This is a genomic window from Gracilibacillus xinjiangensis, from assembly GCF_042651765.1.
Taxonomy (GTDB): Bacteria; Bacillota; Bacilli; order Bacillales; family Amphibacillaceae; genus Gracilibacillus; species Gracilibacillus xinjiangensis.
Genome location: NZ_JBHSDT010000008.1, coordinates 706,904 through 721,769, shown reverse-complemented (window position 1 = coordinate 721,769; position 14,866 = coordinate 706,904). Strand labels below are relative to the sequence as shown.

Sequence of the window (14,866 nt, the reverse complement as noted above, 5' to 3'; positions counted from 1 at the left end):
AAGTATGGGAGCATTTATGTCTCTACATAAAAACCCCCGCCAGTATATGTGACGAGGGTTTAGAGCTACTCTTGCTCATTTACTGATACAATAAATTCCGCTAGTTGCTCTAATTCTTCTTCTGTACCTTGGAATTGATCTGGAGGCATGCTACCAATACCGTTTACTGCGATATCTTTAATTTCATCAACACTTCGTTCGATGCCAATAAGTGTAGGTGCGGCAGGTCCACCTTCTAATTCACCGCCATGGCATTGTAAACAGCTGTTTTCATATGCAGCATACCCTGGGTGTGATGTATCAATTTCAACACTACTAGGCAGTTCTGGTTTATTATTTTCAGCTTTAGCTTCCCAATCAACATGAGCAGCTGCTTCATATGTTAACCAGAAAACTGCAATAAACGCTAGGATCATTAAAGAAGTGGCAACAGGTCGTTTATGTGGGCGACGTTCTGTTCCTTTGTCCAAGAATGGAGCAAGCAATAATCCACCAAACGCTAACCCGGGAATTATAATTGCACCTAATACAAAGTAAGATGCACTTGCAAATTTGTATTTTAATAATTGATATAAAAATAAGAAATACCAGTCAGGCAATGGTAAGTAGGTCGTATCTGTAGGATCTGCTAATTTCTCTAATGGTGCAGGGTGTGCAACCGTTAAACAGAGAAAACCTACTAAAAATACGGCACCTACAAGCCATTCTTTTAATAAAAAGTTTGGCCAGAACGCTTCCGTTCTACCTGGGTATTCTGAGTAGTCCTTTGGAATAAACTTTTGCTTGTCAGCTGTTACACGTGAGTCACCAACAAACTTCATTCCCTTACCTCTTTTCACAGCAATCCCTCCTTTTACTAAACTCTATAGTGGGCCTGAAATCCCTTGTTTACGGATCATAATAAAGTGAATTCCCATTAATACAAATAAGGCTGCTGGTAAGAAGAAAACATGTATCGCAAAGAAACGCGCCAATGTTTGAGCACCAACAATGGAAGGATCACCATTAAGTAAAGTTTTCGCCATTTCACCAATGAATGGTACACCTTCTGCAATTTGAAGGGTAACAACCGTTGCGAAATAGGCTTTATTATCCCAAGGTAATAGATAACCAGTTAAACCTAATGCAAGCATAACAAAAAAGATTAATACACCTACCATCCAGTTTAACTCACGAGGTTTCTTATAAGCTCCTTGGAAGAAAACCCGCAATGTATGTAGAAATAACATAACAATGACAACACTAGCTCCCCAGTGGTGCATCCCTCTAACAATTTGTCCATGAGCTACTTCTGTTTGTAAATAGTATACAGAGCGCCATGCATTTTCAATATCAGGAACATAATACATTGTTAAAAACATTCCAGATAATACTTGGATGACCGTAACGAAAAACGTTAATCCTCCAAAACAATATACAAAAGCGGAAAAATGGTGTGCAGGGTTTACATGCTCTGGAACTTCATGATCTGCGATATCACGCCAAAGCGGTGTAATGTCTACACGCTCATCAATCCAATCATACATCTTCTGTAGCATTCATTAAACCTCCTCTCGTGGAACTGGTTGTCCAAGATATAAAGTACCGTCCTTTACTTCAAACTCATAAAGGTCTAGTGGCGCATCAGGTGGAGTGTTTGGTACATTCGTTCCATCTTTTAAATAACGTCCATCATGGCAAGGACAGTAAAATTGATCTGGATAATCATCATTCCCAGCCCAGTTCACCTGACATCCTAAGTGCTTACATACAGGTGATAGCGGAACAATTTCATCATTATCGTTTTTATAGACCCAAGCACTATGTGTTACATCAGATGTATACCAAGCATCAACTTGTTCAACTGTCCACTCAAATCTTTGCGGGTCAGTTGTAATCTCTGATACATCAACTACTGCTTGCATATCACCAGATTCAGAAGCTTTCAGAACTGGGTCAATCGCAAATCGAACCATTGGAGCAAGCATACTTGCAGCCATAAATCCCCCAACACCAGTTAAAGTATAATTTAAAAATTGGCGACGGGACACTTGTTGTTTTTTCTCTGACATCATTTACCCCCCTCTACACATATTCCGACATCATGGTATTATAATCTCTTATTTTACTAGGACATTACTATGATAGCGCAAACTAAAGCTAGGGTCAATAAATTCCCGAACTAAAATATGAAATGTATCGATCCTAATCATATTTGGATAATTATTACCAGAAGGAGCGGATTAATTCGTTTACTTGACTTGTTTGTTCTTGAATCCACTTTTTCGTCGTTTCTGTTTGGTGATTTTCTAATGTTGAGGCTTGTAACCAGAGCAATGTTCCATTCATCCCTTTTTCTTCTTTCTTCCATTTCAAGTCAAATGTTAAGAAGAAGATATGATTAAAATCCTCTTTAAACATTATTTCAACCCATTGATTAAGTCGTTCTTTTTCTGCTTGGCGGGATTCGTTTTGTATATATGTATAAGTTGGGCTTAGTAATACTCTCCCAGTAAAATTCCTTTCCACTTCCTTAGCTATAATTTGCAATGTTTGTTGATTGCTCGCTAACTTTACTGATTCCTCTTTATTTGATAACTTTACAGGAACAAGAGGAATACAGACAGTGTCTACAAAGTCCTTTGCTTCAAAATATGTTGGCAGATCAGCAGCATCCCATTTCATATAATTTTCCCCCAATTAAAATATTTTAGAAGTACACAAACGATTTGGAACAACTCTGGTTAATAAGGTTAGAATCCCGTATTGAGTTTACCCTGTCGTTTGCTGTAAATAGAAAAACCGAATTCCATTGGAATGAAATTCGATTAACCTATTACCTTATTGATTATTATACTTATTCTTAAAGATGATTTCTAGTTTATTTAACCGAGAGGCATATTCCCGAAATAAACTCTCGTTTTTTTCATCTAAAGCCATGTTTATTTTTTCCTCAAGTTTTTGTTTTTTAAATTGATAAAGTGTGTAATTCAGCCAACTATCGACCTGTTTTTTATCGTGTTGTGAGAGAAAATAATCATCTGGTATGAAAGGATTATCTTCTAATACTTTCATATATTCTATACTTTGATTAGAATTCTTAAAGTTTAATTGAATATATATAGGTTCCTTATTATGCAGTCGAATGTCATGAAAAGATTTATCAGCATCTGTTGTTACAATATGCTTTTTGTAGAAGCGAAACGCAATTTCTTTTGTGCAATGTGTAGAAATAATCATTGCCCTTGGACAAAAACGTGCTTCTAAAACAAAGTGGACGTTTGATAAAACATGTTCATGATTCATTAAGTAATTTAATATCCATACACTTTCCCGTTTTTTTAATTGAAAGTTGCCTAGAAACCAATGAATAAATGATTTTTTATCTTCCACTTTAATTGATGTTTCCAAATTTAAACTCCCCTCCATTTCAACTAGAGAGTATTATCTCGATTTCTTAACCGTTCGACATACTGTTCCACTTCGAAATCTGATGGTTCCATTGCTAAATATTGACCTAATACCAATATTGCGTCCGAAATCCTCCCCTCTTCTACTAGGAAATAACCATAATCTCTCATAAAATCAACATCTTTATCCATTTTAGTATATGCATTTTGGTAGGCATTTAATGCCTCATTATATTGCTCTTCCTCATTATATGCTTTTGCAAGTTCCCAATGAAAAACACCGTCTAATTGATCTATATCAACCTTGTTTGATAATAATTCTATAAGACGAGTATATTCTCCTTCATTTTTATATATTTCGACTAAAAACAATAGAGCTTCTTGGTACTCCTGATCAATGCGAATGGCTTCTTCAATAAATTGAAAGGCTTCATCACTTCTACCTGATTTGTGTAAGATCCTTCCTGCTACATACCACATTTCCTTATTGAATGGATCCATATCCACACCTTTTTCTGCCGTTTCACTTGCTTCTGTCATTAAACCTTCTTCTTCATATGCCTGAGCTAAATAGCGATATACTGATGGATATTCTAATTCCAATTCTAATAACTTCTCCCATGTTTTTATCGCTATTTCAAATCGCTCTGATTTATAAGCTAAAAAACCATATCGAAATAATAACTCAGGGTCTTCCGTATCCAGTGATTGAAAATGTTCTAATGCTTCTTCGAATTCACCATTTAGTGCATGAGCTTCTGCAAGTCTTGCCTGGATGTTTACCCCAGCAAATTCTTCTGTCTCTTTAGCAAGTTTATCAAAGTAAATGGTAGCTTTGTGATAATCACCAATTGAAAATAGAAATTCACCAAGCGCAAAATCAATCACTGGCTCATCAGGTGCTAATCGCTTTGCTTCTATCAGTTTACTTTCAGCAACTTCGAATAATCCTTGAGCCTGGTATAAATCAGCTAATTGCAACAGTGCCTGAGTGTAAAAACCGTTTGTACGATCGATTTCATTCAGTATTGTAATTGCTTTTTCATCTTCATTATCGTTGATGAATATATCTGCTAGTAATATTTTTGCTTCAGCATGTTTTGGTTCTTTTTGAATAATGTCTTCAAGGAGTATTCTCGCTTCATCTTCAATTCCTAATTCAATATATATTTGAATAATATCTAGTTTCTCATTGTTATCACTGTTTTTCGCTAATTCTTGTAATATATTTAGAGCTTGTTCCATATCCCCATGATGGATTAATTCTATCGCACGATTTAGATGTTCCACACGTTTCACCTTTCTTTCAGTCAAATACCTGCCAATTCAATCTACATCTTATCGAACTTTGAGTTGAGAAGCAACTATAAGAAATTTCATTCCTGCCAACTGAAAAAGTCATGAGCAAATATCTCATGACTTTTCTGTTTTATTTTATTGTAATAATTTGTTTAAATCATCAAAAAACGTTGGATAAGATACGGCAATACATTTATCATCATGCAGTTCCACTGTATCTTCTGTCAATAATGACGCAATCGCAATCATCATCCCGATTCGGTGGTCACCATATGAATTAGTTTTAGCTCCAGTAAGGTTTGCATTTCCCTCAATAATCATACCATCATTTGTCGGTTCAATATTTGCTCCAAGTGCTCTTAACGTAGTAACAACAGATTCAATCCGATCTGTTTCTTTATACCTAAGCTCTTCAGCATCTCGAATTACTGTAGTACCATCTGCTTGTGAAGCTAATAATGCTATAATAGGGATCTCATCAATGATTCTTGGAATAATCTCTCCCTCAATTGTTGCCGCTTTAGGGTTTGATGATTGAACAGTTATATCACCAATCGGTTCTCCGCCAACTGTCCGCTTTTCTTCTAAGGTAATAGCAACACCCATTAATTTGAGTACATCAATTATTCCGGTTCTTGTTGGATTCAGACCGACGTTTTCAATCTTCACTTCACTTCCTGGTGTAATCGCAGCAGCTACTAAGAAAAATGCCGCAGAGGAAATATCACCAGGGACTTCAATGTCACAGGAAGATAAGGGGATGTTCCCGTTTATTATCACCCTGTTTCCCTCCACAGTTAAATCAGCACCAAAAGCTTTTAACATATTTTCAGTGTGATCTCTTGTTTTCGTATCCTCTTCAACAATTGTCTTGCCATCAGTTAATAAGCCCGCTAATAACACACCAGACTTTACTTGGGCGCTCTTCATTGGTGTATGATAGTGAATTGGTTGTAATTTACTCCCTCTGATTGCGATGGGTAAGTACTTGCCATTCTCGCGACCATCAATCATAGCCCCCATTTCCTTTAATGGAATGGTAATTCGATCCATTGGGCGTTTAGTTAATGAAGCATCTCCATATAGTGTTGAGTGAAAAGGTAATGCTGATAAAATCCCCATCAGAAGTCTTGCTGTAGTTCCAGAATTCCCAAGGTTAATTGGTACTAAAGGCTCTTTCAAGCCCTCAATCCCTTCTGACTCGACTATTACTGTTTGGTTGTTACGAGTAATTTTTACACCCATTGTTTCAAATGCTTCTATTGTTGACAAACAATCTTCGCCAGCTAAGAAATTTGTAATCATTGTCTTGCCTTTAGCAAGTGACCCAAACATAACCGCACGGTGTGAGATCGATTTATCACCAGGAACAGATATCGTACCTCTTAAGGACTTCTCACTGAATAGTAGCTTTTTTACCATTATGGTTCCTCCTATTCCTCAATCATCGTTTCATATTTATTTTTATTTAAAATAGCCTGACTTAATTGCTGGTCATTTTTATTTTGAAAGCTTAGTCTTAACACACCAGTTATTCCTTCTCTGATTTCCAATATCTCAATATTATTTATACTGATATCATGCTCGGCCAATAACCCTATAACTTTCAAAAGAGCACCAGGTTGGTCAAAAATATCAACATATATATCATAATAGGAGAGAATGGCACCCTTCTTTTTGCTATCAAGACCATCTCGATAATCTTTGGCCTGTTCTAAATATGTTTGAATTTGCTGCTTTTCACCTGAATCAATTAACGTTTTTAATTGTTGCATTTCTACTATCCAATCTGCAAGTAACCGGCTCATTTTTTCTCTGTTCTGAAAGAAAATATCACGCCACATCAAAGGATTACTTGATGCAATTCTTGTAATATCACGAAAACCACCTGCAGCAAGCTTTGGAATGTATGGGTGCTTGGATTGCCAATTACGTGCTTGATGAACGAGTGATGACGCAATTAAATGAGGAAAATGGGAAATCACACTAGTCATTTCATCATGCTCTTCCGGATCTAATATGAGGAATTTGCATTTGGTTGGTGAAAGTAATGCCTTTAGTCTATCTAATTGCTCCGCAGTGCTTTTTTTTGTTGGTGACAATACATAAATAGCATTTTCAAATAAATATGGTTTAGCTGCTTGAATTCCTTTTTTATGTGATCCAGCCATTGGATGGCCGCCAATAAAAGTGATTTGATCAGAAGTTAAAGATTCAGCTGCTTCCATTATTTGTGATTTGACAGATCCAACGTCTGAAACAAGCAACTCCTTTTCAAGCGGAATATGATTGAGTTGGTGGATTAATTCGACTGTAATGGAAACAGGTGCTGCCAATATGCAAATATCAGCAAGTTTTACTGCTTCCGCAAAATCGTCATAAACGTTATCAACAATACCATTCATTAAACAATAATCTAATGTACTTCTTTTCGCATCATAACCAAGTACATGTACATTTTCAATTTCTTTAATATTTAAAGCAAGCGAGCCCCCAATTAAGCCAAGGCCCGCAATTAAAACCGTTTCTTTCACGATTTAGTCTCCTTTTCAAATCGTTGCTAGGTAATTTTTTATCAACTGTTGCAGTTCTTCCATATTTTCTTTTGAACCAATCGTAATTCGCACACCATTTGGATGACCTAACGCTTCACCTGAACGAACAATAAATCCATTTTTTAGTAAGTAAGCAAATAATTGATCACCAGAAGTTGGTAATTTAACGAAAAGGAAATTAGCTTCTGAATCATAAAAGTCTAATCCTGCTTCGTTACAAAACTGCATAAATGCAAGTTTATTTGTAATGTTTTCTTGATAAGTCTTTTTAAGAAATTCTGTATCTTTTAATGCAGTTAATGCAGAAAGTTGAGAGATAGTAGTTGTATTGAACGGACCACGAGTAATATTTAAAAGTTTTGTAATCTCTTCACTTGCAACTCCGTACCCTACTCTTAAATTTGCTAGTCCGTATGCTTTAGAAAAAGTTCTAAGTACCACTAAATTTTCATAGTTATTTAATAATGAGACACTGTTTGGATTTTTCGCATGATCAATATATTCGTAGTAAGCTTCATCTAACACTACTAAAACATGTTCAGGACATTTTTCTAAAAAATTGACCAAATCTTCCTTTGGAATTAGAGCACCTGTAGGGTTATTAGGTGAACACAGCCAAACAATCTTCGTTTCTGAGTTAATCACTTCTAACATGGAAGGAAGATCATGATATCCATCTTTTAATGGAACTTCGATAATCTCTGCCCCTTGAATTAATGCATTATGTTTATATTGTGGAAAAGTTGGTGTAGCCATAATTGTATTTTTCCCATTTTCTAAGAAAGTTCGGCATAAAATGTCTACAATTTCATCTGATCCACAACCGAAAGTTAGTTGTTCTTCTTTAACATCTAATCGTTTTGCTAACTCTTCTCTTAATGCTTTTGCGTAACCGTCTGGATATATCTCTAATCCATCAAGCATGTTAGGGATTGCCTGTCTCACCTTCTCAGAATAACCAAAAGGGTTCTCGTTGGAAGCTAATTTAACAATTCTAGATAAACCATATTCCTTTTTTACGTCTTCTATCTGTTTTCCGGGTGTATATGGGGCCATATTCTTAAATATAAGTTTTGCTTGCAATGTGTTTACTTCCTTTCTCCTCGTTTCCAAATAGTTCACCTCTCTTCAATCAAGTCAGGTCTAAGTTTCACTGCGCCATTTAAATACACATGTTCCACGTCAGCTTGCCCTAATTTCGTATTTACAGTCATCATGACTCGAATACATTGTGGTAAGCTTCCAGGTACATTAATCTCTGGCATGCACATAACCGGGACATACTTCCACCCCTCAATTAATCTGAGTGCTTTTGCAGGGAACGTTGCATCCAAGTCCGGTGTTACAGATATAAGAACAGATGCAATATCTTCCGGGGAGACATCATTTATTGCTGCCATATGCTCAATCATTTTTTTTGTTTCTTCCACCATTTCTTTTTCTTCATTATTGCTAACAGTGGTTGCTCCTCGTATTCCTCTGATCACAGTTAACCCAACTCTCTTATAAAATTTTCCAAATGAGCGTGGAGCTCATGATCATTTAAATTAATAATCGATGGTATTCCTATTTCCTTTAGTAACACCATTTGTACAATCGCATTTTCTGATTTTTTATCTAGCTTCATTTTATCAATTAAATGATTGACACTCGGCCATTTAATAGAGGTAGGATAGCGATTAGCTGCTAACCAATCGTATAGTTCGTTATAAGGCAATTTAATCTGGAACTTTTCCTGACTTACTCTCATTGCAAATAACATCCCAATGGCAACAGCTTCTCCATGCGTGATTTCACCATAACCCAACTCGGATTCGATTGCATGTCCTAAAGTATGCCCAAAATTCAGAAATTTCCGAATATTGCTTTCTTTTTCATCCTGTTGTACAATTCCAGCTTTCACCGCAATACCCTGCTGCAGATGGCTTACAGTTACTTCTGGTTGTAATGGTACTGTCAAATCTGCCTTTAATACTTCCTCAAAAAAAGATCGGTCACTAATTAGACCATGTTTCACTACTTCCGCATAACCAGAGCGAATTTCCTTGGCTGGCAGCGATTTTAGTGTTTCTACATCATAAATAACAGCGACTGGTGGGTAGAAATTCCCAATTAAATTCTTCCCTTTAGGATGATTAATTGCTACTTTTCCACCAACACTGCTATCATGCGCCAGTATCGTTGTTGGAACTTGGATAAAATCAATCCCGCGCATGTATGTAGCTGCAACGAATCCCGCTAAATCTCCAACCATTCCTCCACCTAATGCGATAATTAGTGATTTACGATCTAAACGGTGATTAATGGCTTCAGTTAACAGGTGATAGTACTGCTCTATACTTTTTGATTCTTCCCCAGCCGGGACAGTACTGACAGCCACATGCTTTACACTTTTTAATACATCGGCTAGTTTATTTGCATATAAATCATTTACAACATCGTCCGTAATGATTAATATATTTTCATATGTATTTGGCAAAAATTGTTCAATTTTCGTTAACAGTCCTTCGCCTACGATCACATCATACGTATTAGTACTTGTTTGTATCGTTTGCTTATGCATATTAAAAACTCCTGATCTCTTCACGATACTCATCTAGTGCTTTTTTTAGTTTAGGGAATTGATCATTAGGGAATTGTTCCATAATTGCTTTTGCTAGTTCAAATGCGACAACATGTTCCATAACAACAGCTGCTGCTGGCACCGCACAGGAATCAGATCTTTCGATACTAGCATTAAATGGCTCTTTTGTTTCGATATCCACACTTTGCAGCGGTTTATATAAAGTGGGAATAGGTTTCATAACACCTTTTACGACAATTGGCATCCCTGTTGTCATGCCGCCTTCAAATCCGCCTAAACGGTTAGTTCTGCGGTAATACCCTCGCTCTTCCGACCATAGAATCTCATCATGAACTTCACTGCCATTTTTGCGAGCAGCTTCGAACCCGATACCAAATTCTACTCCTTTAAATGCATTTATACTTTGTACAGCACCTGCAATACGACCATCTAATTTTCGATCATAGTGTACATATGAACCGATCCCTGCTGGCATTCCTTCAATATAGACTTCACAAACACCACCAATTGAATCTCCATCTTTTTTGGCTTGGTCAATGGCATCCATCATCTGTTTCCCTGCCACTTCATCGAGAGAACGAACCGGTGATTCTTCTGAAATTTTCATTCTTTCTTGGATAGTGAGATCATTTCTTTCTTCTGCTTTAATTCCAGCAATCTCTTTCACATATCCAACAATATTAATTCCTAAGTTTCTTAAAAGGGTTTTGGCAACAGCGCCTGCTGCAACTCTTGCGGTAGTTTCTCTTGCCGATGATCGTTCCAGAATATTACGCATATCGCGGTGGCCATATTTCAGAGATCCATTTAAATCAGCGTGTCCTGGTCTCGGTCTTGTTACAATTCTGCGAATATTTTGGTCTTCTGGTACCGGGTCTTCTCCCATTACATCTATCCAGTGTTTAAAATCATCATTATGTACAACTAATGCTATTGGAGATCCCAAAGTGTAACCATGACGGATACCGCCGACGATATCTACTAAGTCCTTCTCAATTTGCATTCTTTTCCCTCTCCCATGCCCTTTTTGTCGACGCAATAGAGAGTCATTAATGTCTTCCTTCGTAATTGGCATGCGTGCCGGTAGTCCTTCAACAATCGTGGTCTGCTGCTTTCCATGTGATTCACCTGCTGTTAAATAACGCATTGTAATCCCCCCATTTTTTTATTTTTTGTAATACTATAACATAGCGTCTTAGTATTGTAATTAATTTTATAATTTTTTTCAAATTCAAGTTAACATTTTTTTTTATAGAAAAATGTATCCAATACATCATAACCATATGTTTCCGGGTGGAAAATTTGTTCCGTACTTCCAACAAAAAATATACCGTTTGGTTCTAATGAATTACTGAAATTTTGATAGATCTTTTCCTTCGCTGGTTCAGTGAAATAGATAAGCACATTGCGACAAACAATAAGGTCGAACCCTTTAGGATAAGTATCTGCTAATAAATTATGTTGTTTAAATGTAATACATTGTTTTAATTTCTCATCCACTTTATATGTATTTTCTTCCTGCCATAAATATTTATCTTTTAAATCTGGAGGAACATCTTGAACAGCTCTATCATTATAGATCCCTTGTTTAGCACGTGCAAGGACATTTCTGTCAATATCTGTTGCCACAATTTCAATATCTTTTAAAGCCCAGAATTGATTTGCTAAGATCGCCAATGTATATGGCTCCTCGCCTGTAGAACAAGCGGCACTCCAAATCTTTATCGTCTTCTTTCTCTCTTTAAATTTCGGAAATATTTTTTCTTCCAAAACTCTCCATCTGCCGGGGTTTCTAAAAAATTCCGAGACATTAATAGTTACTTTGTCTAAAAACTCTTGAAGCAATTTCTGTTCATTATTAATTGCTTCAAAATATTCACCGAAATCTTTAAATCCACGCTTATTACGAAGCGAGGTTAATCGTCGCTTCATTTGAACTTCTTTGTATAAACTTAAATCCAGCCCTGTCTTGCTGTATATTCTATTTACAAACGCTTGGTATTCATCCATAGCTGTTCTCCCTTTATGCAATTAACCTCGTTGATTAACTCAGCCAATTATCGACATCTTTTTTATATATATGTAATTCATTTTCTTGAAAGAATAAATCAATTTCCCGTTTGGCACTCTCTTCAGAATCTGATCCATGAATAATATTACGATGTGTTACCACACCGAAATCCCCTCTAATTGTCCCTGTTTCTGCTTCCAGCGGGTTCGTTTTTCCCATCATTTTTCTTGCTGCTGTTATTACTTGTTCTCCTTCCCATACCATCGCAAAAACCGGACCAGAAGTAATAAAACGAACCAACTGGTTGTAAAAGGGCTTCCCCTCGTGCTCACTATAGTGTTTCTCAGCAAGATTTTTTGAGATTATCATCAGCTTTGCACCAACTAGTTTAAAACCTTTCCTTTCAAAACGACCAACAATCTCACCTATTAAATTCCTTTGTACTGCATCTGGTTTTATCATTAAAAATGTTCTTTCCATTTTCACTCACCTCACAGTTATATTTTGCGATTCCCAATATAATTAGCGATATCCTCAAGAGATTTTCTTGCCTTAATATTTGGTAAAATATGTAGAGATTCATAAGCTTTATCCAGGTAGCGATCACTAATTAATCTTGATTGCTGAATTGCATCCGTATTACGAATTTTATCAATTACAGGTTTTAAAATATCTTTAGTTAATTTCTCAGGGTTGCTAAACAATCTTTCTAATTCCGCTTTTATGGCATCATTTTTCATCGCATATAATACAGGTAATGTTATATTGCCTTGCAGTAAGTCACCGCCAGCTGGTTTTCCTAATTCTTTTTCTGTACCAGTGAAATCCAGGATATCATCAATGATTTGATAGGACATCCCCATATTATATCCATAATTAAAAAGTGCCTTCTCTGTCTCTTTTGAAGTATTGGCAACAATTGCACCTAATTGGCAGCTTGATGAAATCAATAGTGCCGTTTTCCTTCTAATTCTTCTTAAGTATGTACGCATGTTTTGCTCAAGGTTATATTTGTCTTTTATTTGTTCAATTTCTCCTACAGTTAATTCAATCATCGTCTTGGAAAGAATTTGATGCGCTCTGGGACTCTCTATTTCTGTAAATTGGTCTAAAGCTTTGGCAAATATAAAATCCCCTGTCAACATAGCAATTTGGTTATCCCAATTGGCTTTGACAGTTGGCTTTCCCCTTCGGATATTAGAATCATCAATGACATCATCGTGGACCAATGAAGCCATGTGAATTAATTCCAGTGCGCTTGCTACTTTATTAATCCGCTGAATCTGATAATCCCCGAACATTGCTGCTAATAAAACAAAAACAGGCCTTAACCGTTTTCCTCCTGCTCTTAATAATTGAAGAGAAGCATCACGTAAAACGTCTTGATCTGTATAAATAGTTTCTTCAAGCACTGATTCAATTTCGTTTAAATCTTTTTTAATAAATGAGTATGTTTTAGCAAGCTTCATTTTAAGTCACCTTTACTTTTTACTAACTTTTATCTTTTCCCCCATATGCAGTGCAGCTACGCCACCGGTATAACTTTTCACTTGCACGTTTACTAACCCTGCTTCTAAAAACAGTTGTTTCAAAGCTTCTTTTCCAGGAAAATCCTTTGCCGATTCATGCAACCAAACATATTCTTTGTAACTTTTGGCAAATAGTTTTCCAAATAACGGCATAATATGTTTAAAATAAAAATAATATAATTGCCTGTAGATTGGCATCGTTGGCTGGGATGTTTCAAGACAGACAACAAGACCGCCTGGTTTTACTACGCGGTTCATTTCTTTTAATACTTGCAAGTAGTCTGGGACATTCCTTAAACCGAAACCAATTGTTGCAAAATCAAATCTATTATCTTCAAAAGGTAAATCCATTGCATTCCCTTGAATAAATGTTAACTGATCATACCCCAAATCCTTATTACGTTCATTAGCTACTGACAGCATATTCTGGCTAAAATCCAGCCCTGCCACTTCTCCTGTTGTACCAACTTGCTCTGCCAGTGCAAAAGACCAATCACCAGTTCCGCAGCACACATCTATTGCGTTCATTCCCTCTTTTACATCCATTCGCTTCATGACATCTTTCCGCCATTTCTTATGTCTTTGAAAGGATATGATGGAATTCATCGTATCATAGTTACTGTATATTTTCTCAAAAACTTGATGAACTCTTTCTTCCTTTGATTGCTTCATTTTGATAATCCTTCTTCCAATACTGAGTTAATATGCAGGAAGTTGTCCTTCCTCATCTCTTTCTGAAATTCTTGTTTTAATTCATCGAATTGTGGTGGCAAAACTTCGTGAAAGCTTCTCAATTTTTTTCTCGTTTGATCCAACATTGCTAATATGGCGTTCTCTATGTCGCTCATTGAGTGATTGCTGACAACATTATGGAGCAATAATTGTTGAAAGGAAGTATTTTGGCCGTTTTTTAAGCTCCACCATTCCAATTGTAACTTTTTATAGATAGTCCATTTACATAGATATTCAATGCCCTGCTCTACGTCGAAATATATGGCAACTTTTTTCAACAAAACCGTTTCAATTTTTTCATATTCAGATAGGAATGTCTCAAGCTGGTCATATTCTTTATAAAATACCATGGCTTTCTGTTGGGTTAATTCATTTATTCCTTTAGCCAGAATACGGACAAAAGATATGTCTTTTGCTTTAGCTAGTAGGTGATAATAAATGCCTGAATAGAAGTCACCCGCTAGAACAGTAAGCTGTTGCTTTTTCATTAAGTGCTTATCTCTTCGTGGGATTGTCTTAGAAATTTGATCATGAGTATTTAAAGCCATTTGCACAATCATTGTACTTACAATGTACTCATCTTTTTGGGTATGATCTGGAGTAACTGTATTTAATGCAATCAGCTTATACTCTTCCACATATGGTTTTTCTAAGTAAGCAGATAAATAATCCTGTTTAATATTATTATGTATCAGTTTTTTATAATAATTTAATAACTGTTTAGATTTCAAAAAAACTCACCGCAATTCTTATTAGAATCCTATATC

At 36.1% G+C, this 14,866-nt stretch carries 17 protein-coding genes; all 17 read right to left on the bottom strand.

All coding sequences use genetic code 11. The features are described from left to right. Positions 1 to 65: 65 nt before the first annotated feature. The 17 genes from ACFOY7_RS14935 to ACFOY7_RS14855 all read right to left on the bottom strand — a co-directional run bounded on the left by ACFOY7_RS14935 (position 66) and on the right by ACFOY7_RS14855 (position 14,830). Positions 66 to 839: a menaquinol-cytochrome c reductase cytochrome b/c subunit gene (locus ACFOY7_RS14935; protein ID WP_390252942.1), complete on the bottom strand. Its 774-nt coding sequence runs from the start codon at positions 837 to 839 to the stop codon at positions 66 to 68. Between the two features lie 24 nt (positions 840 to 863). Continuing rightward, on the bottom strand, positions 864 to 1,538 hold the full coding sequence (gene qcrB, locus ACFOY7_RS14930; protein ID WP_089738318.1) for a menaquinol-cytochrome c reductase cytochrome b subunit: 675 nt from the start codon (positions 1,536 to 1,538) through the stop codon (positions 864 to 866). Positions 1,539 to 1,541: 3 nt separating this feature from the next. Continuing rightward, positions 1,542 to 2,051: a QcrA and Rieske domain-containing protein gene (locus tag ACFOY7_RS14925; protein WP_390252940.1), complete on the bottom strand. Its 510-nt coding sequence runs from the start codon at positions 2,049 to 2,051 to the stop codon at positions 1,542 to 1,544. 154 nt (positions 2,052 to 2,205) lie between these two features. Next, positions 2,206 to 2,664: a DUF2487 family protein gene (locus tag ACFOY7_RS14920; RefSeq protein WP_390252937.1), complete on the bottom strand. Its 459-nt coding sequence runs from the start codon at positions 2,662 to 2,664 to the stop codon at positions 2,206 to 2,208. 156 nt (positions 2,665 to 2,820) lie between these two features. Next, the gene (locus tag ACFOY7_RS14915) at positions 2,821 to 3,390 is read right to left on the bottom strand and encodes a ReoY family proteolytic degradation factor (protein WP_390252934.1); all 570 of its coding nucleotides are present in this window, start codon (positions 3,388 to 3,390) and stop codon (positions 2,821 to 2,823) included. Positions 3,391 to 3,413: 23 nt separating this feature from the next. Beyond that, positions 3,414 to 4,703 (bottom strand): tetratricopeptide repeat protein, encoded by a 1,290-nt coding sequence (locus ACFOY7_RS14910; RefSeq protein ID WP_390252930.1) that lies wholly within the window; start codon positions 4,701 to 4,703, stop codon positions 3,414 to 3,416. Positions 4,704 to 4,823: 120 nt separating this feature from the next. After that, complete coding sequence (gene aroA, locus ACFOY7_RS14905) at positions 4,824 to 6,110, bottom strand: 3-phosphoshikimate 1-carboxyvinyltransferase (RefSeq protein WP_390252928.1); 1,287 nt, start codon at positions 6,108 to 6,110, stop codon at positions 4,824 to 4,826. Between the two features lie 11 nt (positions 6,111 to 6,121). Beyond that, the gene (locus tag ACFOY7_RS14900) at positions 6,122 to 7,222 is read right to left on the bottom strand and encodes a prephenate dehydrogenase (RefSeq protein WP_390252925.1); all 1,101 of its coding nucleotides are present in this window, start codon (positions 7,220 to 7,222) and stop codon (positions 6,122 to 6,124) included. Between the two features lie 15 nt (positions 7,223 to 7,237). Then, positions 7,238 to 8,326, bottom strand: a complete 1,089-nt coding sequence (gene hisC, locus ACFOY7_RS14895; RefSeq protein WP_390254126.1) for a histidinol-phosphate transaminase — start codon at positions 8,324 to 8,326, stop codon at positions 7,238 to 7,240. 35 nt (positions 8,327 to 8,361) lie between these two features. Continuing rightward, positions 8,362 to 8,730, bottom strand: a complete 369-nt coding sequence (gene aroH, locus ACFOY7_RS14890; RefSeq protein ID WP_390252922.1) for a chorismate mutase — start codon at positions 8,728 to 8,730, stop codon at positions 8,362 to 8,364. Positions 8,731 to 8,732: 2 nt separating this feature from the next. Next, positions 8,733 to 9,806 (bottom strand): 3-dehydroquinate synthase, encoded by a 1,074-nt coding sequence (aroB, locus tag ACFOY7_RS14885; protein WP_390252919.1) that lies wholly within the window; start codon positions 9,804 to 9,806, stop codon positions 8,733 to 8,735. A 1-nt stretch (position 9,807) separates the two neighbouring features. Further along, positions 9,808 to 10,974, bottom strand: coding sequence for a chorismate synthase (gene aroC / locus ACFOY7_RS14880; protein WP_390252917.1), 1,167 nt, complete (start codon positions 10,972 to 10,974; stop codon positions 9,808 to 9,810). A gap of 89 nt (positions 10,975 to 11,063) precedes the next feature. Beyond that, positions 11,064 to 11,837 carry a CheR family methyltransferase gene (locus tag ACFOY7_RS14875; protein ID WP_390252914.1) on the bottom strand — a complete coding sequence of 258 codons (774 nt, stop codon included), beginning with the start codon at positions 11,835 to 11,837 and terminating at the stop codon, positions 11,064 to 11,066. 34 nt (positions 11,838 to 11,871) lie between these two features. Further along, on the bottom strand, positions 11,872 to 12,318 hold the full coding sequence (gene ndk, locus ACFOY7_RS14870) for a nucleoside-diphosphate kinase (RefSeq protein ID WP_390252912.1): 447 nt from the start codon (positions 12,316 to 12,318) through the stop codon (positions 11,872 to 11,874). Positions 12,319 to 12,335: 17 nt separating this feature from the next. After that, entirely contained in the window at positions 12,336 to 13,307 is a 972-nt protein-coding gene (hepT, locus tag ACFOY7_RS14865; protein ID WP_390252910.1) for a heptaprenyl diphosphate synthase component II, read from the bottom strand. Positions 13,308 to 13,319: 12 nt separating this feature from the next. After that, on the bottom strand, positions 13,320 to 14,039 hold the full coding sequence (gene menG, locus ACFOY7_RS14860) for a demethylmenaquinone methyltransferase (protein WP_390252908.1): 720 nt from the start codon (positions 14,037 to 14,039) through the stop codon (positions 13,320 to 13,322). Continuing rightward, a complete protein-coding gene (locus ACFOY7_RS14855; protein WP_390252906.1) occupies positions 14,036 to 14,830 on the bottom strand; it encodes a heptaprenyl diphosphate synthase component 1 in 795 nt (264 codons plus the stop codon). Before ACFOY7_RS14855 ends, menG begins: the two co-directional genes overlap by 4 nt. Positions 14,831 to 14,866: the final 36 nt, after the last annotated feature.